The following is a 19,901-nucleotide window of genomic DNA, read 5'->3' as shown; positions in this document are numbered from 1 at the left end:
TACCACTCTCTGCTGTGCATATGTCTCCTGCATGCTGCCGGGCAGGAGCTATTGATTAAAATTCAAATTTATCGTGGAAGTAATTTAATAACTCATCAATTTTTACCCTGACTTGCTCCATTGTGTCTCTGTCCCTTATCGTTACGGCACCGTCTGCTTCGGATTCAAAATCATAGGTAATACAGAAAGGGGTTCCAATTTCATCCTGCCTTCTATATCTTTTTCCGATATTTCCCCTGTCATCAAATTCGCAGTTGTAATACTTGGAAAGAAGGGTATATACCTCTTCGGCTTTCTCTCCCAGTTTCTTTGATAATGGGAAAATTCCGATTTTAACGGGAGCAAGGGCCGGATGGAAATGAAGCACGGTACGCACATCCCCTTCTCCTATCTCTTCCTCGTCGTATGCGCTGCAAAGGAACGCCAGGGTCACTCTGTCCGCCCCCAGGGAGGGCTCAATTACGTAAGGTATATATTTGATTTTCTTTTCATCATCAAAATAATCCATCGGTTCCCTGGATACTTCCTGATGCTGAGTCAGGTCGTAATCCGTACGGTCTGCGATTCCCCATAACTCACCCCATCCGAACGGAAACAAAAATTCGATGTCAGAAGTCGCCTTACTATAGAAGGAAAGTTCTTCGGCATCATGGTCTCTGACACGCATCTCATCGTCTTTTACGCCCAGATCTTTGAGCCACTTGATACAGAACTCTTTCCAATAGGCAAACCACTCCAGATCCGTGTCCGGTTCACAGAAAAATTCCAGTTCCATCTGCTCAAACTCCCTCGTTCTGAAGGTGAAGTTTCCCGGTGTAATCTCATTCCTGAAGGACTTGCCAATCTGTCCGATTCCAAAGGGAATTTTCTTTCTGGAAGTACGCTGGACATTTTTAAAATTCACAAAAATGCCCTGTGCCGTTTCCGGACGAAGATATACTGCATTTTTGGCATCTTCCGTAACTCCCTGAAAGGTCTTGAACATCAGGTTGAACTGACGTATATCCGTGAAATTATGTTTGCCGCAAGTCGGACAGTTGATGGAATGTTCGTCAATATAGGCGCTCATCTCCTCAGAAGACCATCCGTCCAGTCCACTTTCAGGCTCAATCCCTCTTTCGGCCATATAATCCTCAATAAGCTTGTCTGCCCGGAATCTTTCATGACACTCCCTGCAATCCATTAAAGGATCAGAAAAGCCGCTGAGATGCCCTGACGCCACCCATGTCTGCGGATTCATAAGAATTGCACAGTCCACACCGACATTGTAAGGATTTTGACGGATGAACTTGGACCACCAGGCATTCTTAACGTTATTTTTAAGTTCTACACCTAGATTTCCATAATCCCAGGTGTTGGCAAGGCCTCCGTAAATCTCTGAACCGGGATATACAAATCCCCTGGTTTTTGCCAGGGCAACAATTTTTTCCATAGTTACTTTCTTTGATTCATTCACTGTCATACCTCTCTATTCATAAAATATATAATTATTTTCATCGGCAGTAGTTTTAATGACTTCATCATTAACGGCCACATTGCTGCTTGTATACCTTATTTTCCCATCTACTCTGAACGTCATCCCCTCATTGGTCACCAACACCTTAAGGGTGTCGGACGTGTCCATTTCAGCAAAAGAAATATCTTTCATGGCACCACCATCCAGATGTTCAATGAACAATTCATCCGGCTGGAATGTGTCCGGCTGGATTTCACTGGCTTTGGAAAGGGACATGGCAATCGCTTTCCCATTATATGTATACCTTGAATTATATGCGCAGTAATCTTCTACCGTTTTATATTGCAACTCAAGATACGCTGAGCCGCCAGACGTATACAGATCCACCATTGATACACCCGCACCTTCCGCAGCAGTCTGGTCGTATTCTTCGATTTCTTTTGTGACCGCTTCTTTCAGCTCTTTTTCGGAGTATACGCTCTTGTCAAAATCTTCGACAAAAATCGAAATTATGGAATCATCCTGTTTGATATATGTAAGCGTTTCCTCGGTTTTGAACCCATAGCCCTTCAGACCTGAACATCCCATACTGAATACCAGGACTCCCAGAAGGATAAGGCAAATTTTTGCATATTTCATTTTTTATACCCACCTTTAATAATATCGTTCCATTTTACCCTCATATTAAGAGATTGGCAATACAGTATTATAATTTTTCCAATATTTCAAGGGATTTGATCTTCTTATCCACATGTTCCCGGCAAAGTTTGTCGGCAATTCCAGACAATTCGCTCAATACCGGTCCCGTTACCCTGAATGTGTATAGTTTTTCCACTGATGAGGAGATTATATATTCCATTGCGTAGACCGTGGAGGGATTCATATTCTGGATCCGTTCCGGTCTGAGATCCGGATACAGCCCATTCACTGCCATTAGCCTCACTTCGAATATCCTCCGTATCAGACTGTCCTCGATGGAAGCGGTCGTCATGGCCTTCAAACTATAATACAGAAGGTTTATCATTTCCCTTGAATCTTCATTTTCACGTCCAAAATAATCACACATTTCCAGAAAATAGGTACCCTGACATACCCAGTTCAGATTGGTTGCAATCTCCGAAAAATAATTTTTCATATCCATACCCACAATATTGTAGGAACTTTTTCCGCAATATAAGGTAAACTCCCCCATACAAAATGGCCTGCTTCCAGCCATGAAAGTACTGTTTGGCCTCCTGGCGCCCTTAGCGAATGCGGAAATTTTTCCTCTTTCACCCGTCAGTATGACCAGTCTTCTGTCATATTCGCCAACAGGCATGGCGCTAAGCACCATACCTGTCAGTATTACCTGTCCTGTCACGCTTAACGCCACCACCTTGCTTTTTTAAATATCTTTCTTGTTGTAGCCGAAATTCTTGAGCAGAAAATCGCTGTCGCGCCAATCCTTTTTGACTTTAACCCATAACTGAAGGTTTACTTTCCGGTCAAGTGTTTTTTCAATCTCAAACCGGGCATTTGTCCCGATTTTCTTCAGCATTTCACCTTTTTTCCCAATGATGATTCCTTTGTGGGAATCTTTCTCGCACACAATGGTTGCTTCAATGTCTGTTATCCCTCCCTTAGGACGGGATTTCATGCTTTCTATGGTCACGGCAATGCCATGTGGGACTTCCTCATTCAGGACATGAAGGGCTTTTTCCCGGATCAATTCAGCCACTATCTGTCTCAATGGCTGGTCGGTAATGGTATCCTCATCATAGAACTGTGGTCCCTCCGGCAGATGGTCAAAGATCAGATCCGTCAACACATCGACATGGAAGCCTTCCTTTGCAGAAATCGGAACGATTTCTGCAAAGTCATATATTTTCCTGAAAGCATCAATAACTGGAAGCATTTCTTCCTTTTTGACCATATCTGTTTTATTGATCACCAGGATTACCGGTGTCTTCAACCCCTGCAGTCTTTCGGCAATTTTTTCATCCCCAGGTCCCACCTGTGTATCCGGTTCCACCAGCCACAGAATCACGTCCACTTCGGACAGGGTTCCAGTAGCCACGTCAACCATATATTCCCCCAGCTTGTTCTTTGCCTTATGTATTCCCGGTGTATCCAGGAAGATAATCTGGCCCTCTTCTCTGGTAAGTACGGTCTGTATTTTGTTTCTTGTAGTCTGGGGCTTGTTCGAGGTAATCGCAATTTTCTGTCCAATCATCCTGTTCATAAGTGTTGACTTGCCAACATTCGGTCTTCCTATTAATGTTACAAATCCTGATTTAAATTTCTTTTCCATTCTTTCTCCTGTCTATTCATAAAGACTGCGGATGTTATCAAAAAGATAACCTTCCTGTTCGATTTTATTTTCATTTCCTATCGCACATATGTAATTCTGCTGCAATACCTGCTCAATCATATCTGCCAGCTTGCGTATATCCTCCGGCACGGCCTGGATTACTTCCAGCCTTTCCCTCTGGATATCCTCATAAGACAGATTGCTCAGATATGCATTCAGAGATCTGGATCCTTTGTCCGATGGATTCAGAGGTGTGTCCAGACCACTCACGGTTCCTATGATGAACTTGGTCATCTCCCTCTCGTCAGCCATAAAGCTTCTCAGATACCCGGTGATGCCGTTATATACTTCCAGTGTCTTTGCCAGATTTGGATCCCGGTAGGAAACAAAGCATGTGTCCCCCGTGCGGCTGTAGCTGCTCATACAGCCGTACGCGCCGCCCTTTACCCGGATATTCTGCCATAGGTATTCATAATTCATAATAACCTTCAATATCTTCAACACACCAGTATAGGCAAATCCTGCATCTACGAAATTCCCGCACCTCGCTACGTACTGCACGGCGGCTGATGTCTTGAAGCCCTCATTCTTTTTCGAAAGCTTCAGGACCGGTTTTTCCATAACGGGGCTGTCCCCCCGCAGACATGAAATAAAATCACCCAGTGGTTGGGCACTTTTGGAAAACCCTTCACTGTCCCCGGTCACACTGACGATCAGATTCTCCTTATACTTCAGAAGAGATAACAGGGCATTCAGCCGTGAAATTACATTTTCCTTTTCACTCTCAAAATTCTTTTCCAGATTCTCAATGAATTTATAAAATTCAATTCCATTTGTAAGCTCCCTCAAATAGGCCGTAACGGAATAATAGGACATAGACCTCAGGCTTGCAGCAGAATGGCCTGAAGAATTCAACGACATCTGAAGCCGTGACTTTAACTGAGCCACAATTTCATACAGCCGCTTCTCGTCCCCCGTCTTCGTATGGAACAGAATCTCCTCCATCAGGGATAAAGCCATCGGGATGTTCTCATATAATACTTTTGTCCGTATTTCGGATGTCATCAGATAGTCCGTATTGTCCTTGGAATTCGTATACATGGAGTTGCCCACTGCAATTCCACCGGTGTGGATATTCACGGCATTGTTCAGCTCAGAATATGGATATTTATCAGTATCCATGTAGCCCAGTATAGACGGCAGCAGTCCCAGGTAAGGGATCAGTTCCTCCGGTATTCCATTTGCATTAAACAAAAGCTCAATATATGCAATTCCATTCGTAAACATTTCGTGATGTATGACCTTGACGCCATCTATTTCCTTCACATTGTTGCTGAACGGCTCAGGTTCAATTTTCAGATCTTCCCGTTTCAGGATTGGAATAGAATTGATTTCTTCTTCTGTAGAGGGTTCGTCCTGATAGGCCTCCAGGGCTGCGGTTTTGTCCACAAGTTCCTGGATTTGTTCTTCACTAAGACTTTCTTTAAATGCCTTCAGGCTTTCTGCCGTACGGTCATCCTCCTGTGCGGAAAGTCCCTTCCGAGGCACAAGGGTCAGAACCAATGTATGCGGATTTCCCAGGATATATTCTTTTATTAAATTTTCATAGTAGTCTGTCCCTATCTGTTCTTTAAGAAATGCAAACGTCTGCAGCTCCTCGATATGCATGAAAGGGTCAGATTCATCATACAGCCAGCTGTCCAGAGCCTGCAGCCCGATGATAAGGCCTTTCGGATAAGCCCCAAAATCCGCTTCCCTGTACTTAAACTCCAGACTGTTCAGTCCGGCCCGCAGTGAATCCTTGTCGATTCCTTCTTTCACGGTTTTTTCCAGAACTTCGTTGATAATGACCAGGAATTCCTCCTTCCTGTCCTCGTTTGTGTTTTTGGCTGTAATGGAGAAATATGGCTGAAGGAGTCCATTATCATATGTCCCAAGGATATCTTTTCCGATTCCCGCATCCGTAAGCGCTCTCTTCACAGGCGCTCCCGGCATACTTACAAGTGCGTTTTCAATGACCTGAAAGGCAACATAAAGCTCCTTATCCAGGACATGTCCCACTGAAGTATTGAAGGAAATATAAGTATTGTTTTCTTCCGGTTCAGCTTCTGATACCGGATATTCAAGCCTGATATCTCTGCGTTCCCTGAAAGGAGGCTGGGTGGCTATTTCAGATTCGACCTCCAGCATCGTGAAACTGCTCAGATACTCTCTGTCCAGCCATTCCAGTTTTTCCTCGAAATCCATGTCCCCATAAAGATAAATATAGCTGTTGGAAGGATGATAGTATTTCTTATGAAAAGCAATAAAATCTTCATACCTAAGCTCAGGGATTTTCTTGGGGTTACCGCCTGATTCAAAGGAATAACTGGTGTCCGGATACAGGTAATGCAGAATTTCCCTCTCCAAAACACTTTCCGGAGAAGAAAAGGCACCCTTCATTTCATTAAATACAACACCGTTGTATTCGATATCCGCATCCGGGGACTCCAGGCTGTAATTCCAGCCTTCCTGGCGGAATATTTCATCCTTGACGTAAATGTTTGGATAAAAAACCGCATCCATATAAACATTCATAAGATTCTGGAAATCCTTATCATTACAGCTGGCTACGGGGTATACCGTCTTGTCCGGGTAGGTCATGGCATTAAGGAAAGTATTCAGGGATCCCTTCACCAGCTCCACAAAGGGATCTTTGGCCGGATACTTCCTGGAACCGCATAATACCGAATGTTCCAGAATGTGAGGCAGTCCAGTGTCATCCTTGGGAGGCGTTCTGAAACCTATATAAAACACTTTGTTTTCATCATCGTTCTTCATAATGAAAATTTTCGCACCTGTTTTTTTATGCTTTAAAAGAATTCCCTCTGAATTCAGATCCCTGATGTCATGTTCCTTTATTATGTCGTATTTATCGGTGTTAATGATACCCATCCTGTCCTCCTGCTTCCTTTTCATTTACATATATACTATCACAGGATGCCTTTATCTTACAATAAAAACAATTATTGTAGCAATTTTTACCCGCGAATGCTATAATTCATGTAAATTGCCGAAAGGAGATACATATGGGAAATTTCGTAATAACCACCGATTCGACTGCGGACCTGCCAGCATCTTTTCTTGAAGAATACGGTGTAAAAATCGTGCCCCTCTACTACAGTATGGACGATATCATATACGGCGGAGAATTCCAGATGAGTGAAAAGGAATTTTTCGATAAAATGCGCTCCGGATCGGCAGCCACAACTATGGCAGCCAATCCGGATGCAGCTGAGGCCGTGCTCCGCGCCCATTTAGAAGAGGGCATGGATATTCTGCATATCAGTTTTTCATCTGCCCTCAGCAGCAGTTACAATTCCGAAGTCATCGCAGCAAAGGCGCTCATCGAAGAATTTCCCGAAAGGAAAATACTTGTTATCGACACGCTGTGTGCCTCCCTGGGAGAAGGCCTTGTAGTATGCAAGGCTGTCAAAATGCAAAAAGACGGCAAAACTATGGAAGAAATCGCAGAGTGGATTGAAAACGAGAAGCTCCATGTATGCCATCTCTTTACTGTGGACGATCTGAAGTACCTGGCAAGAGGCGGCCGTATCAGCAAAACAGCTGCTCTCATCGGTTCCCTTGCCAGCGTAAAACCGATTCTTCACGTCGACAACGAAGGGAAGCTTGTGCCACTGGAAAACGTCAGAGGAAGAAAGAAAGCAATTGCAAAACTCGTCGACAATATGGAATCAGCCATAAAGGGTTACGAAGACCAGAATGATACGGTTGCCATCTCCCACGGAGATTGTCCGGACGAAGCAGACCTGCTCGCCTCCCTTGTCCGCGAACGATTCGGAGACAGGGAATTCATCATCAACTGTATCAGCCCTACCGTTGGCGCTCACTCAGGCCCGGGCACACTTGCATTGTTTTTCATGGGATCTCCAAGATAATCCCAAAAATGCCGCCATCCGGCCTAAACCGGATGGCGGCATTTTTTTATTTAAAGTATTTTACACCGGATTCAAATATTTTCAAATCCTGATTCCCATAAATATTCTTTGCAATATCGTTTCCACATCTTTCCACATGAAGCATCTTGCCAAAACACCTTCCGTCCGGGCTGGTTATACCTTCCACGGCCATAAAGGATCCGTTCACATCCCATTCTTCATCTGTTGAAGGTTTTCCAAGCAGGTCCGTGTATTGTGTGGCAACCTGTCCGGCAGCAAACAGCTTCTGCAGCCATTCTGTGCTGGCCACAAATCTGCCCTCTCCGTGGGAAGCCGGGTTTACGTACGTCTCGTTAAGTCCGGCTGCTGCAAGCCATGGTGATTTATCAGAAACCACTTTTGTGTACACCATCTTGGACACATGACGGTTGATCGTGTTGAATGTAAGCGTCGGCGACTCTTCTTCCTGGCCAGTAATCTCTCCATGAGGCACCAGCCCAAGCTTAATCAGAGCCTGAAATCCATTACAGATACCCAGGATCAGGCCGTCTCTCTCCTTGAGAAGGTCGTTGACCGCATCCTTGATGGAGCTGTTCCGGAAAGCTGTTGCGAAAAATTTCGCCGAACCATCCGGTTCATCTCCGCCGCTGAATCCGCCAGGGAACATAATAATCTGGGCTTGGTCAATACTTTTTTTAAACTCCTGGACGGAGTCCCTTATATCTGATGCATTCAAGTTTCTGAACACCTTGATATCCACATCGGCACCTGCCTTTTCAAAGGCTCTTGCACTGTCGAACTCACAATTCGTGCCTGGAAATACCGGTATGAATACTTTTGGTCTTGCAACCTTATTCCTGCACGTGTAAACATTTGGACTCGTATACAGGGAGGTGTTTACAGGAGAAGATATAACGGAAGCACGGGTCGGAAATACCTTTTCCAGTGGATGCTGCCATACTACGACCGCTTCTTCCAGATCAATCTGTTTGTTACGGGAGGCAATCATCCTGGCCGAAATCAGTTCTCCGATAATCCTGCATGATCCGTACTCTTTCAGTTCCTCCACCCTATCCTGGTCCACCTCAGCAATTATGCTTCCCAGCTCTTTATAAAACAGTTCTTCTTCGGTTACATCATCCGCAAAACGGACTCCAAGCAGATTCCCGAAGGCCATTTTGGATGCAGCCGCCGATATCCCATATGCATCCACTGAATATGCGGATACAATTACCTTATTCAGAATCAGGCTATGTACCTGAGTATAAATTTTCTTAGCCTGTTCATAATCCGGAAGATCGAATTCATCTCTGGCAAGCTTGAACTGTACCAGTTTATTTCCTGCCCTTTTAAACTCTGGTGAGATAATTTCTCCCGATTTAGCCACGTCCACTGCAAAGGACACCAGTGTGGGCGGTACGCTGATTTCATTGAAAGTGCCCGACATGCTGTCCTTGCCGCCTATGGAAGGAAGACCCAGCCCGAGCTGTGCATCATATGCTCCCAACAGGGCTGAAAATGGTTCACTCCAGCTTGAAGCATCCTTCGAAGTCTTGCCAAAATATTCCTGGAAGGTGAAACGGATTTTTTCATAATCGCCGCCGGCAGCCACTACTTTCGATACCGATTCCATAACCGCATATACAGCTCCGTGATATGGACTCCATTTTGAAAGATAAGGATCAAAGCCATAACTCATGATGGACACCGTATCGCAGTTTCCTTTTAATACGGGTATTTTCGCAACCATGGCCTGAATTTCGGTCATCTGATGTTTTCCGCCATATGGCATAAGAACTGTTCCGGAACCGATGGAAGAATCAAACCTCTCCACCAGGCCCTTCTGGGAACACACATTCAGATCTTTCAAATTGTTGTAATATTTTTGTTCGAAATCTCCTATTTCTGATGCAGTAAAATAGTTTTCGGCTTTGTCCGGAATCCTGACGCTTACCTGCGCCTCCTGACGTGCCCCGTTTGTATCCAGGAAAGCCCGGGATACATTCACCACATCTTTGCCCCTCCAGGTCAGCACCAGCCTCGGGTCTTCTGTGACCTCTGCGACTACCGTCGCCTCCAGGTTTTCTTCTGCTGCAAATGCCAGAAATCTGTCCGTATCAGATGGTGCGACAACAACGGCCATCCTTTCCTGAGATTCGGAGATTGCCAATTCTGTTCCATCCAGACCTGCGTATTTTTTTGGAACTTTGTCCAGATTGATTCTGAGGCCGTCAGCAAGCTCACCGATGGCCACTGAAACCCCTCCCGCCCCAAAATCATTGCATTTCTTAATCAGACTGCTTACTTCCGGGCGTCTGAATAGTCGCTGTATTTTCCTCTCCGTAGGAGCGTTTCCTTTTTGGACCTCTGCACCGGAGGATTCTATGGATTCCTCCGTATGGACCTTGGAAGATCCGGTCGCTCCTCCGCAGCCGTCGCGTCCTGTACGGCCGCCAAGCAGAATTATAATGTCGCCTGGATCAGGAGTTTCTCGGATTACATTTGCTCTTGGAGCAGCCCCCAGCACAGCTCCAATCTCCATCCTCTTTGCAACATAACCAGGATGGTATATTTCTTTTACCATACCTGTCGCGAGGCCAATCTGGTTTCCGTAGGAACTGTAGCCGTGTGCAGCTTCCCTGACGATTTTTTTCTGGGGAAGCTTCCCTGCCATTGTTTCCTCGACTGGGACGGTCGGATCTGCCGCGCCAGTGACTCTCATCGCCTGATACACATATGTCCTTCCAGACAGCGGATCACGGATAGCGCCTCCCAGGCAAGTGGCAGCCCCTCCGAATGGTTCGATCTCTGTCGGATGGTTGTGCGTCTCATTTTTGAAGTTGAGCAGCCATTCCTGGGTCTCACCGTCGATTTCGACTGGTATCACAATGCTGCAGGCATTTATCTCCTCACTTTCCTCCTGGTCATCCAGTTTTCCTTCTTTCTTGAGTTTCCTCATAGCCATCAGGGCAAGGTCCATAAGACAGATATATTTATCTTTTCTGTCCCCAAATATATTTCTTCTGTCTTCTTTATATTTCTCAAAGGTCTCTTTCATGCGTTCTGCATAGTAGCCTTCACCAAAGCCTATATCCACCAGCTCGGTCTGGAACGTAGTGTGGCGGCAGTGGTCCGACCAGTAGGTATCCAGCACCCTGATTTCTGTGATGGAAGGATCTCTCTTCTCTTCTTCGGAAAAATATTTATGAATATGAAGAAAGTCATTTATTGTCATGGCAAGTCCAAGACAATTATACAGGCTCTCAAGCCCGCTTCTATCAAGTCCTGCAAACCCCTGGAGAATCTCGACATCTCCCGGCTCATCATAAACGGTGATCAGGGTTTCCGGCTTCTTCAAACCACTTTCCCTGGAATCGACCGGATTGATGCAGTATTCACGCACCGCATTGAATTGCTGCTCTGTCAGATCTCCTTCCAGAACATATGTGACAGCCGTACGTATTACCGGTTCTTCCTCTTCATTCAGCAGCTTGACACACTGTTCAGCCGAATCTGCCCTCTGGTCATACTGGCCAGGAAGGTATTCAACGGAAAAAATATGATCTGATTCATTGTGAGGAAATTCTTCACGGTATAAGATATCAACCGGCGGTTCAGAGAAAACGATACGGACGGCCTGTTCAAAAACATCTTCCGAGAGGTTTTCTATATCATACCTGGCAAATATTCTGACTTTCTCCAGTTTATTTATATTTAAGTAACTCTCCAGCTCTTCTTTCAGCTGCTCTGCCGCTACCGCATATTCTGTTTTTTTCTCTACATAAATTCTTTTCACTTTACCCATAAGCACCTCCGGTTAATGTTCTTTCGTATTTTTCTTCCCAATTATAACACGTTCCACAACGATTGACAAAATGAGGATAATGACCATCGAACATCCGAATATGATTCCGATTCGGACGACGGTATCCAGGAAAAACCCCTCAGGCAGAATGTTGATGAGCCTGTCCGTTTCAGGGTTCAAAATCCATAAATCATTCGTGAAAAATATTTTATGGAACAATGTAAACACTTTATTAAAATCCGCCCACATGGCAGCTCCCAGAGCCGCCACGAGAATGGCGAAGGTAATTATACCGTATTTTATGCACCTTGACAATACGAATACCGGCCTCTTTCTCAGGAGGACGAGTACAAGCAGGCAGACCGCCATTACTATCAGGGAAATAGACCGAAGCAATAGCCCCTTTGCAAAAAGCAGCTTAACATCCTCCATGTGGGAGATCTCCCTGTCATTAAAGAAATAGCCCTTTTCTCCTGCAATCACTGTTTCAATCATCAAATCGTCCCTGTCATCCACAAGATATTTCATCATTTCATCGGTTACATACAGGATGTCTTTCATCTCCATGTCAACATCCCGGGCCACATCATATTTTGTGTATTCCCGCTCATAAAAAGCAAGACCGCTGTAAAGTGCGGCCTCGAAAGATGTCACTAGTGTTACTATTATTAATGCCAGGGCAAATATTCCGCCCATCATCCATCTGATCATATTCATCGAAGCATCCCATCAATTTTATCAACAGCTTTAGCAATATAGGGGTTCTCTGCTTCATCAAATCTTCCCTCATCAGCCAGTTCTGCTATATGCGGCATGACCGGAACATTTCCGAGCATTTCCAGCCCTTCCTTTTCAGCTTCCTCTTCTGTTTTTCCTTTGCCGAAAATGTTGATTTTCTTTCCGCAGTCTGGGCACATAAGATAACTGTAGTTCTCAATCAGACCCAGGACAGGAATATTCATTTTCTCCGCCATGTTGTACGCCTTTTTGACAATCAGGTTTACCAAATCCTGAGGAGAGGTCACGATGACAATTCCATCCACGGGTATGGACTGGAATACGGTCAGGGGAACATCTCCTGTCCCCGGAGGCATATCGATCAGAAGATAATCCAGTTCGCCCCAGACAACGTCTGTCCAGAACTGCTTGACGACTCCTGCAATGACAGGGCCCCTCCAGATTACCGGAGTGTCATCGGTTTCCAACAAAAGGTTGATGCTCATGATTTTTATTCCGGAAACGGATGCCTCCGGATGAAGACCCTGTTCCGAGCCCTTGGCCTTCCCGGTTATACCAAACATCTTCGGAATCGATGGACCTGTAATGTCCGCATCCAGAATCCCTACCTTATATCCCTTTTTCTGCAATTCCACAGCTAAAGAAGAGGTCACAAGTGATTTGCCGACTCCACCTTTACCGCTGACGATACCAATTACCTTTTTCACATGGCTATAGGCATTCAGGTCTTCCAGCAGGCTCACCTGCTGCGCACTTTGGGAACAGCCTTCGCAGCTTCCCTGAGAACATCCAGTATCTGAGCATTTTCTTTCATTGTCCATTATGATACACCTCTCCTTAATTGATTTGAGATATTATATCATATTTTCTTTGTTTGTATATGTGAATTAAAAATCTTTATTCTGCCTTGCTTACAAGGATTTACAGGAATTGTCTCATAATGATATATTTTGAATTTGCGACCATAATCCTGGGGATCTGACCGGACACATAAAAAAGCCTGTCCGTCTAAGCGGGCAGGCTTCAAATATTTTCTGTTATTTTATATGTATCTGACAGGATTGCATGATTTCAAGAGCATGTTCATGGGCTGTTGGAGTAGAACCTGCACAGCAGGATGGGTCCACCCATACTTCCGCTTCCGTCAGAAATGTCTTGACCATCAGGGCATTTGAAATCACCGACATATTCGTGGTCAGACCTGCAAATTCAAAGTCCGTTGTCCGCAGGTATACCCCATTAATGAGATCCTGCGCGAAGTCGCTGGATCCAAATGAAAATTTTTCATATATTTTATATTTCTTCATATCAAAAGAATCCACTATTTCGGGACATATTTCCCATCCCTCGCTTCCTTTCATCGCATGTTTCACCGGAAGATAGGTTCCTTCTTTTGTCACAAGGAAATTATCCAGATGGGTGTCTTTTGTAAATACAATTTCCTCACCTGTTTCTTCATATTCCCTGATTTTATTTACGACGTTTTTGACGACAGCCCTTGCCTGCTTGGTTCCAAGGGGGCCATCGATAAAATCGTTTTGCATATCAACGACAATCAACAGTCTCTTCATCTGATCACCTTTCACTCACAATGGACTTCTGCCCATTTTTAGTTACCCTTCTATTTATAATATATTTTCGCGGATTAGTAAAGCAAAAAAGAAAAACTATTTGTATTTATCAGATATGTGTGATATTATAATTAAACTTTGTGTGCCTTCCAATAGATAAGGCATTTTTTAGGATTGAATCCAGAAAGGATACATTATATTGAAGTTTGAAGAATTTAACATTAGCGAAAAGATACTGCATGCAGTAACAGATATGGGGTTTGAAGAAGCATCCCCTATCCAGAGTAAGGCCATTCCATTAGTTATGGAGGGCAAAGACATTATAGGCCAGGCGCAGACAGGAACCGGAAAAACCACGGCATTCGGCATACCGGTACTGGAGTCCATCGACCCAAAAGATAAGGCTGTTCAGGCAATAATTCTTTGTCCTACGAGAGAGCTGGCTATCCAGGTATCCGAGGAAATCAGAAGACTGGGCAAATACATGCATGCTGTCAAAATCCTGCCTGTATACGGCGGCCAGGAGATCGTGAAACAGATAAAATCTCTGAAATCCGGTGCACAGATTGTAATCGGTACTCCAGGCAGAGTCATGGATCATATGCGTCGCAAGACCATCAAGTTTGACAACGTTAAAATGGTTGTACTGGATGAAGCAGACGAAATGCTTGACATGGGCTTCCGGGAAGATATCGAGACTATCTTGCAGGGAGTTCCAGATGAAAGACAGACACTCCTCTTTTCAGCCACTATGCCAAAGGCAATTCTTGATATTGCAAGAAAATATCAGAAAGACGCCACAACCATCAAAATGGCGCAAAAAGAGCTTACTGTATCTAACATCGAGCAGTATTATTTTGAAGTGCGTCCAAAGAATAAAGACGAAATTTTAACAAGACTTATAGATATTTATTCCCCTAAGCTTTCCATCATCTTCTGTAATACCAAGAGAAAGGTCGACGAACTTGTGGACCTGCTTAAAGGAAGAGGATATTTTGCTGAAGGACTCCACGGAGACATGAAACAGGCTCAGCGTGACAGGGTAATGAACAGCTTCAGAAAAGGAAAAACAGAAATTCTGATTGCAACAGATGTTGCTGCCAGAGGAATCGATGTAGATAATCTGGATGCCGTATTCAATTACGACCTTCCACAGGATGATGAATATTACGTTCATAGAATCGGCAGAACAGGACGTGCCGGAAAAGCCGGTGCTGCCTACTCTTTCGTAGTCGGTAAGGAAATTTATAAATTAAAAGATATCGAAAGATATTGCAAGACCAAAATCAAGGCACTTCCGATACCTTCCCAGGATGACATCCGCAATACACGTATTGAACATGTATTCAAGAAGGTTGCCGATATTATCGAAAACGAAGATCTGACAGATATGCTGAACCTGGTAGATGCTGGAGTTAACTCCAATGATTTTACCGCCATGGACATTGCTGCAGCATTCCTCAAGATTGAGTTGGGCGATACAGAACAGCAGAAGCCTGTCTCTGTCAGCAGCTCAGATTATAACTTCGATAACACCGGCGGCGAAGAAGGCATGACCAGACTGTTTATTAACATAGGTAAGAACCAGAAAGTCACACCAGCCAATATCCTTGGAGCCATTGCTGGCGAAAGCCGCATTCCTGGTGACGTGGTAGGTGCCATCAACATCTTTGACAAATATACATTTGTGGACGTACCTAAAGAGCTTGCTCAGGATGTTCTGAAAGCAATGAAAAACGCAAAAATTAAAGGCAAGTCCGTGAACATTGAACCTGCCAAAAGTAATTGATATTTCGTTAAATATGTTGTATAATACTTAGGTCCTGAATATATCGGGGTGTGGCTCAGTTTGGCTAGAGCGCACGGCTGGGGGCCGTGAGGTCGCAGGTTCAAATCCTGTCATCCCGATTATAAAAGCCTAAATAAAAAACGAACCTCGTCATCTGGCGAGGTTCGTTTTTTATTTCATATCTTTCAAAAAAGCAAGATATCCTGTCTTCGTCTCATATATATCCGATTTGCTGGTTATTTCCCATGGCGCGTGCATATTCATGACTGCAACTCCACTGTCAATAACCTCCATGTTATAATTTCCCATTATATAGGCAATGGTTCCTCCGCCGCCCTGGTCTACCTTCCCGAGCTCAGCCGTCTGATAGGTTACGTCGTTATCTTCCATAATCTTTCTTAACCGGGCCATATATTCTGCGTTCGCATCATTGGAACCGGATTTGCCCCGGGAACCAGTATATTTATTGAAAACGATTCCTTTCCCAAAAAAAGCCGCATTTTTCTTTTCCATAACAGACGGATAATTCGGATCAAAGGCAGCACTGACGTCAGAAGACAGCATATTAGAATTCTGAAGCGCCCGGCGCAGCTTGATGTCGGAATACTCAGTCATCAGGTTGATTATTTCAGCTACCGTGTTCTCAAAGAATCTGGAATGCATCCCTGACGCTCCTACGCTCCCCACTTCCTCTTTGTCCACCAGAATGCAGGCGCAAGTGCGGTCATTATCTGTATTCTCAAAATGAGCCATCAGAGACGTGTAAGCGCATACCCGGTCATCCTGTCCGTATCCCATTACCATGCTCCGGTCAAACCCGTAATCCCTGGCTTTTCCGGCAGGTACGATTTCCAACTCTGCAGACATGAAATCTTCGTCATCAATATCATACTGTTCTTTCAGCATTGACTTTATAAAGGCCTTAGTAGCATCCTTTTCTGTTCCTTTCAACGGAATGCTTCCTACCAGTACATTCAGATCTTCACCATCAATGACCTTAGAAGCTTCCTTCACCATCTGTGTTGCGGAAAGATGAACCAGCAGATCTGAAATGCCAAAAACAGGATCTTTTTCCTCTTCTCCGATTGCCAGGCTTATTTTGGTGCCATCTTTCTTTACCACAATACCATGAATTGCGAGAGGAAGAGTAACCCACTGGTATTTCTTTATTCCACCGTAATAATGGGTGTCCAGAAAAGCCAGCTCCGAATCCTCATACAGAGGGACCTGCTTAACATCAATCCGGGGAGAATCGACATGTGCCCCCAGAATTTTCATGCCGTCTTCCAGCGGTTTCTCTCCAATCAGAAAAAGGGCCACTGCCTTGCCCATATTATTGATATAGACCTTGTCCCCACATTTCAATGGAATATTTCCCGAAATGTGATCGCGCAGATCTCTGTACCCTTCCCTTTCTGCCAGGCGGACTATTTCCTCCACACATTCCCTTTCTGTCTTGCATTTTGAAATAAATTCCTTATACCCCTCACAAAAAGCAAAAATTTCATTTCTTTTGCTTTCGTCATATTTTAACCATGCATTTCTTGTATCCATTTTTATATCCTTTCCAGTCTTATTCATAATAGCTTCAATTATAGCTTTTGGTACTTCAAAAATCAAGTTTATTTGCGGTCTGCAGACGAACCTCTGAGTAATTGCTCCAGCTTCAGGAGCGCTATGCCTCCCAGGCAGCATATCAGAATATTTATCAGCATCTGAATGACCTTATCTGCCGTGATTATCCTCCATATCCTGAATCCAAAATAGTGATAATAGAGCATCTGCACAAGATATATATGGAAAGAAGCTTTTCCGATCAGCATAAGTATGTCCGATACAAAACTGTTCATTCTTATCTTGCGAAATTTCCTGAAAACCAGATAAAATATCGGAAAAATATAAAATGCTGTAATCATGCAGGTATATTGCCAAAAATTAAAAATACGCAGTCTGAAATCCGTGTATTGAAGCAAAAGCAGGTAGGACAACCCGACCGCAAACATAATAGCCAGTGTACTTTTCTTGATTCTGACGTTTTTATTAAAATAAAGCCAGGTGCCCAGTGCTATCATGAACAAATATCTCAGCATGATCAGCCGATAGGTTTCCCCAATGACCGGTCTATAAGCCCCTAAATTGTTCAAGACTATCGTAACGGCTATTTCATACATAATATTCAGAATGCCGCAGATGAACAGTCCTCTTAGGCTGCCTTTCAGAAAAAAGCGGAAAATAAATGGATATAGAAGAATGACCTGAAAAAAGACCGGTATATAATAGCTGCCAGGTCCATACCCTCCTGTTATAAAGGATGAAAAAACGCCTCTAAATTCCAGACCGGCTTTTCTTATGAATACTTCCGCTAAAATCTGCAAAATAAAGATCATGAAATATGGAAGCAGGTATCTTGAAATTTTCTTTTTCATAATCTGCAGTTTATAAAGGCTGCTAATATTCTCGTCATATTGTCTTTCAGAGGTCAGTGCCAGTGTATATCCCGAAACGATCATAAATATGGGGACCGCCATGTTTATCAGAAATGGAACGAACGGACTCCTTAGCTCCTGATCCGACCAGGGAGTATGATTTGCAATGACCAGAAATATGGCAACTGCCTTCAAATAGTCAAAAATCATCACCCTTCCGGATCTGGGTTGAATATATTTTGTTGTCATAAATTACCTCATACTGTCAACTTAAAATTTGCACATTTTATCTGCATATAAATTATGCCCATGCCGGGCACACCAAAAATCTCCCAATGTCTTATAAAAAGATTTTGGGAGATTCCCATATATTTCCAAAACTTTACGCATTCAGCAGATAAAGCCTGGCACTGCCCTTTTTTCTATACACTTGACAGTGAAAAAGAAAACCGAACTCCTGATAAAGATTTTTGAAGTCTTCTGTTTTCCCTGGTGGTTCTGTGCTGTTTCCTCACGATTCTGCTGGGTTTACATTTTATAACATTCATCTCCTGTTGATGCCAGCGCATGCATAAGAGAATCTAATGCTTTCTTCGCGTCTTCTTCTGTATCGTATATCCCCATCGTTAGCCGATCTTCGAAATTGATAATCGCAGATATCACGTAATATTCTTTTTTCGAGGATGTTAGGCCTTTCACTTCACGGCAAACCATAAATGTCCTGCTATCTGTAATCTTATTTCCATCCTGACTTTTGACTATCATCTCTTTACCTCTCAATTTCATATTTTGTGCATAAAGTCTTTGTATCCCAACCTGCATTTCAGTGTTTATATTAACTATTATTTAACAATAAAAACAGAACACTTGCTAAGGGCTGATATCGTCTGGGTCACACTGCCTATGGCAATACCTGCCGCAGCTGTTTTACCAAGGCTTCCCATTACTATGATCTCGACGTTATTTTTTTCTGCATGTTTCAGGATTTCCTCTGAAGGATTTCCCTCGAGTATTTCATGAATATAGTTTACATTTGATTTTTTCGCAAGCTTTACACATTCATCAATTAAAGCCTGATAGGAGGCTTTCCAAATTCCAATCAGATACTGGTTGGATTCATCACTTCCTACCAGGTATCTGGTGTCAATCACGGAAACTCCCAAAAGCTCTGCCTGATAAGACCTTGCCAGTTCCAATGCCTGATTCATAACATTTTTGGCATAATCCGAATCGTCTAAAGCAACCAATATCTTCTTATTCATTTTTTTGACCTCCTCATTAAAGAATGATCGATGCCTTGTATCTCTTAACCTCAATATATAATATATATTTTCATAAGTAAACAAATTTGAACAAAAAAACCTCAAAACCCTTTTTATAAGGTTTCTGAGGTTTTTCTTAAAAACAGGGGATGAGAGAATCGAACTCCCACTAAAGGTTTTGGAGACCCTTGTCATACCACTTGACCAATCCCCTTTATATTATATGCTAAAAACCTTATCCAGATATAGCATAAGGCCGCTGATTTATCAATTCTGAAGACTGCACCTTCAAAACTGCACACAGAAGAAACTCAGACATCCGCCTATGACCTCTTGGTCAAGCCCTCGACCTATTAGTATCAGTCAGCTGAATACATTGCTGTACTTACACCCCTGACCTATCAACCTCGTCGTCTTCAAGGGGTCTTACTGGCTTGTGCCATGGGATATCTCATCTTGAGGGGGGCTTCACGCTTAGATGCCTTCAGCGTTTATCCCGTCCCGACTTGGCTACTCTGCCATGCCTTTGGCAAGACAGCAGATGCACCAGAGGTCAGTCCATCCCGGTCCTCTCGTACTAGGGATAGCTCCTCTCAAATATCCTGCGCCCACGCCGGATAGGGACC

Annotated in this window: 15 protein-coding genes, 2 tRNA genes and 1 rRNA gene; 3 read left to right on the top strand and 15 right to left on the bottom strand. The window is 43.8% G+C overall.

Annotation, left to right across the window (positions count from 1 at the left end):
* Positions 1–55: 55 nt before the first annotated feature.
* The 5 genes from BUA79_RS05645 to BUA79_RS05625 form a co-directional block, all read right to left on the bottom strand.
* Positions 56–1,432, bottom strand: a complete 1,377-nt coding sequence (locus tag BUA79_RS05645; protein WP_242941650.1) for a glycine--tRNA ligase — start codon at positions 1,430–1,432, stop codon at positions 56–58.
* 36 nt (positions 1,433–1,468) lie between these two features.
* Positions 1,469–2,095: a hypothetical protein gene (locus BUA79_RS05640; protein ID WP_073993395.1), complete on the bottom strand. Its 627-nt coding sequence runs from the start codon at positions 2,093–2,095 to the stop codon at positions 1,469–1,471.
* A gap of 67 nt (positions 2,096–2,162) precedes the next feature.
* Positions 2,163–2,816 carry a DNA repair protein RecO gene (recO, locus tag BUA79_RS05635; RefSeq protein WP_094757326.1) on the bottom strand — a complete coding sequence of 218 codons (654 nt, stop codon included), beginning with the start codon at positions 2,814–2,816 and terminating at the stop codon, positions 2,163–2,165.
* Between the two features lie 24 nt (positions 2,817–2,840).
* Positions 2,841–3,746, bottom strand: a complete 906-nt coding sequence (gene era, locus BUA79_RS05630) for a GTPase Era (RefSeq protein WP_073993394.1) — start codon at positions 3,744–3,746, stop codon at positions 2,841–2,843.
* Between the two features lie 12 nt (positions 3,747–3,758).
* Positions 3,759–6,680 carry an insulinase family protein gene (locus tag BUA79_RS05625; protein ID WP_073993393.1) on the bottom strand — a complete coding sequence of 974 codons (2,922 nt, stop codon included), beginning with the start codon at positions 6,678–6,680 and terminating at the stop codon, positions 3,759–3,761.
* Positions 6,681–6,814: 134 nt separating this feature from the next.
* On the opposite strand from BUA79_RS05625, the gene BUA79_RS05620 reads away from it, so the two are divergent.
* Positions 6,815–7,684, top strand: coding sequence for a DegV family protein (locus BUA79_RS05620; RefSeq protein ID WP_073993392.1), 870 nt, complete (start codon positions 6,815–6,817; stop codon positions 7,682–7,684).
* 46 nt (positions 7,685–7,730) lie between these two features.
* Here the strand turns inward: BUA79_RS05620 and BUA79_RS05615 are convergent, their stop codons facing one another.
* The 4 genes from BUA79_RS05615 to BUA79_RS05600 form a co-directional block, all read right to left on the bottom strand.
* Positions 7,731–11,489: a phosphoribosylformylglycinamidine synthase gene (locus BUA79_RS05615; protein ID WP_073993391.1), complete on the bottom strand. Its 3,759-nt coding sequence runs from the start codon at positions 11,487–11,489 to the stop codon at positions 7,731–7,733.
* Between the two features lie 12 nt (positions 11,490–11,501).
* Positions 11,502–12,206 (bottom strand): TIGR01906 family membrane protein, encoded by a 705-nt coding sequence (locus BUA79_RS05610; protein ID WP_073993390.1) that lies wholly within the window; start codon positions 12,204–12,206, stop codon positions 11,502–11,504.
* The gene (locus BUA79_RS05605; protein ID WP_073993389.1) at positions 12,203–13,048 is read right to left on the bottom strand and encodes an Mrp/NBP35 family ATP-binding protein; all 846 of its coding nucleotides are present in this window, start codon (positions 13,046–13,048) and stop codon (positions 12,203–12,205) included. The genes BUA79_RS05610 and BUA79_RS05605 overlap by 4 nt, the downstream gene beginning before the upstream one ends.
* Positions 13,049–13,264: 216 nt before the next feature.
* Positions 13,265–13,798, bottom strand: a complete 534-nt coding sequence (locus tag BUA79_RS05600; RefSeq protein WP_073993388.1) for a cysteine hydrolase family protein — start codon at positions 13,796–13,798, stop codon at positions 13,265–13,267.
* Between the two features lie 253 nt (positions 13,799–14,051).
* Here BUA79_RS05600 and BUA79_RS05595 point away from each other — a divergent pair, with 253 nt between their 5' ends.
* Positions 14,052–15,587 carry a DEAD/DEAH box helicase gene (locus tag BUA79_RS05595; RefSeq protein WP_094757333.1) on the top strand — a complete coding sequence of 512 codons (1,536 nt, stop codon included), beginning with the start codon at positions 14,052–14,054 and terminating at the stop codon, positions 15,585–15,587.
* 44 nt (positions 15,588–15,631) lie between these two features.
* A tRNA-Pro gene (locus BUA79_RS05590) sits at positions 15,632–15,706 on the top strand.
* Between the two features lie 52 nt (positions 15,707–15,758).
* Here BUA79_RS05590 and BUA79_RS05585 read toward each other — a convergent pair.
* From BUA79_RS05585 to BUA79_RS05560, 6 genes are all read right to left on the bottom strand, one after another.
* Entirely contained in the window at positions 15,759–17,141 is a 1,383-nt protein-coding gene (locus tag BUA79_RS05585; protein WP_094757332.1) for an aminopeptidase, read from the bottom strand.
* Between the two features lie 68 nt (positions 17,142–17,209).
* Positions 17,210–18,262: an acyltransferase family protein gene (locus BUA79_RS05580; RefSeq protein WP_073993386.1), complete on the bottom strand. Its 1,053-nt coding sequence runs from the start codon at positions 18,260–18,262 to the stop codon at positions 17,210–17,212.
* Between the two features lie 279 nt (positions 18,263–18,541).
* Complete coding sequence (locus tag BUA79_RS05575; RefSeq protein ID WP_073993385.1) at positions 18,542–18,778, bottom strand: hypothetical protein; 237 nt, start codon at positions 18,776–18,778, stop codon at positions 18,542–18,544.
* A 77-nt stretch (positions 18,779–18,855) separates the two neighbouring features.
* Positions 18,856–19,275, bottom strand: coding sequence for a universal stress protein (locus tag BUA79_RS05570; protein ID WP_073993384.1), 420 nt, complete (start codon positions 19,273–19,275; stop codon positions 18,856–18,858).
* A 143-nt stretch (positions 19,276–19,418) separates the two neighbouring features.
* A tRNA-Trp gene (locus BUA79_RS05565) sits at positions 19,419–19,489 on the bottom strand.
* Positions 19,490–19,608: 119 nt separating this feature from the next.
* A 23S ribosomal RNA gene (locus BUA79_RS05560) occupies positions 19,609–19,901 on the bottom strand; the annotation flags it as partial.

It is taken from the genome of Parasporobacterium paucivorans DSM 15970, from assembly GCF_900141895.1.
Taxonomy (GTDB): Bacteria; Bacillota; Clostridia; order Lachnospirales; family Lachnospiraceae; genus Parasporobacterium; species Parasporobacterium paucivorans.
Note: the sequence above shows the minus strand (reverse complement) of the source record. Positions and strands in the feature narration are given on the sequence as shown.

Coding starts and splice junctions, on each gene's coding strand:
- BUA79_RS05645 (WP_242941650.1), bottom strand. CDS start 1,432: ATGGAAAAAATTGTTGCCCTGGCAAAAACCAGGGGATTTGTATATCCC.
- BUA79_RS05640 (WP_073993395.1), bottom strand. CDS start 2,095: ATGAAATATGCAAAAATTTGCCTTATCCTTCTGGGAGTCCTGGTATTC.
- era (WP_073993394.1), bottom strand. CDS start 3,746: ATGGAAAAGAAATTTAAATCAGGATTTGTAACATTAATAGGAAGACCG.
- BUA79_RS05625 (WP_073993393.1), bottom strand. CDS start 6,680: ATGGGTATCATTAACACCGATAAATACGACATAATAAAGGAACATGAC.
- BUA79_RS05620 (WP_073993392.1), top strand. CDS start 6,815: ATGGGAAATTTCGTAATAACCACCGATTCGACTGCGGACCTGCCAGCA.
- BUA79_RS05615 (WP_073993391.1), bottom strand. CDS start 11,489: ATGGGTAAAGTGAAAAGAATTTATGTAGAGAAAAAAACAGAATATGCG.
- BUA79_RS05610 (WP_073993390.1), bottom strand. CDS start 12,206: ATGAATATGATCAGATGGATGATGGGCGGAATATTTGCCCTGGCATTA.
- BUA79_RS05605 (WP_073993389.1), bottom strand. CDS start 13,048: ATGGACAATGAAAGAAAATGCTCAGATACTGGATGTTCTCAGGGAAGC.
- BUA79_RS05600 (WP_073993388.1), bottom strand. CDS start 13,798: ATGAAGAGACTGTTGATTGTCGTTGATATGCAAAACGATTTTATCGAT.
- BUA79_RS05595 (WP_094757333.1), top strand. CDS start 14,052: ATGGGGTTTGAAGAAGCATCCCCTATCCAGAGTAAGGCCATTCCATTA.
- BUA79_RS05585 (WP_094757332.1), bottom strand. CDS start 17,141: ATGGATACAAGAAATGCATGGTTAAAATATGACGAAAGCAAAAGAAAT.
- BUA79_RS05580 (WP_073993386.1), bottom strand. CDS start 18,262: ATGACAACAAAATATATTCAACCCAGATCCGGAAGGGTGATGATTTTT.
- BUA79_RS05575 (WP_073993385.1), bottom strand. CDS start 18,778: ATGATAGTCAAAAGTCAGGATGGAAATAAGATTACAGATAGCAGGACA.
- BUA79_RS05570 (WP_073993384.1), bottom strand. CDS start 19,275: ATGAATAAGAAGATATTGGTTGCTTTAGACGATTCGGATTATGCCAAA.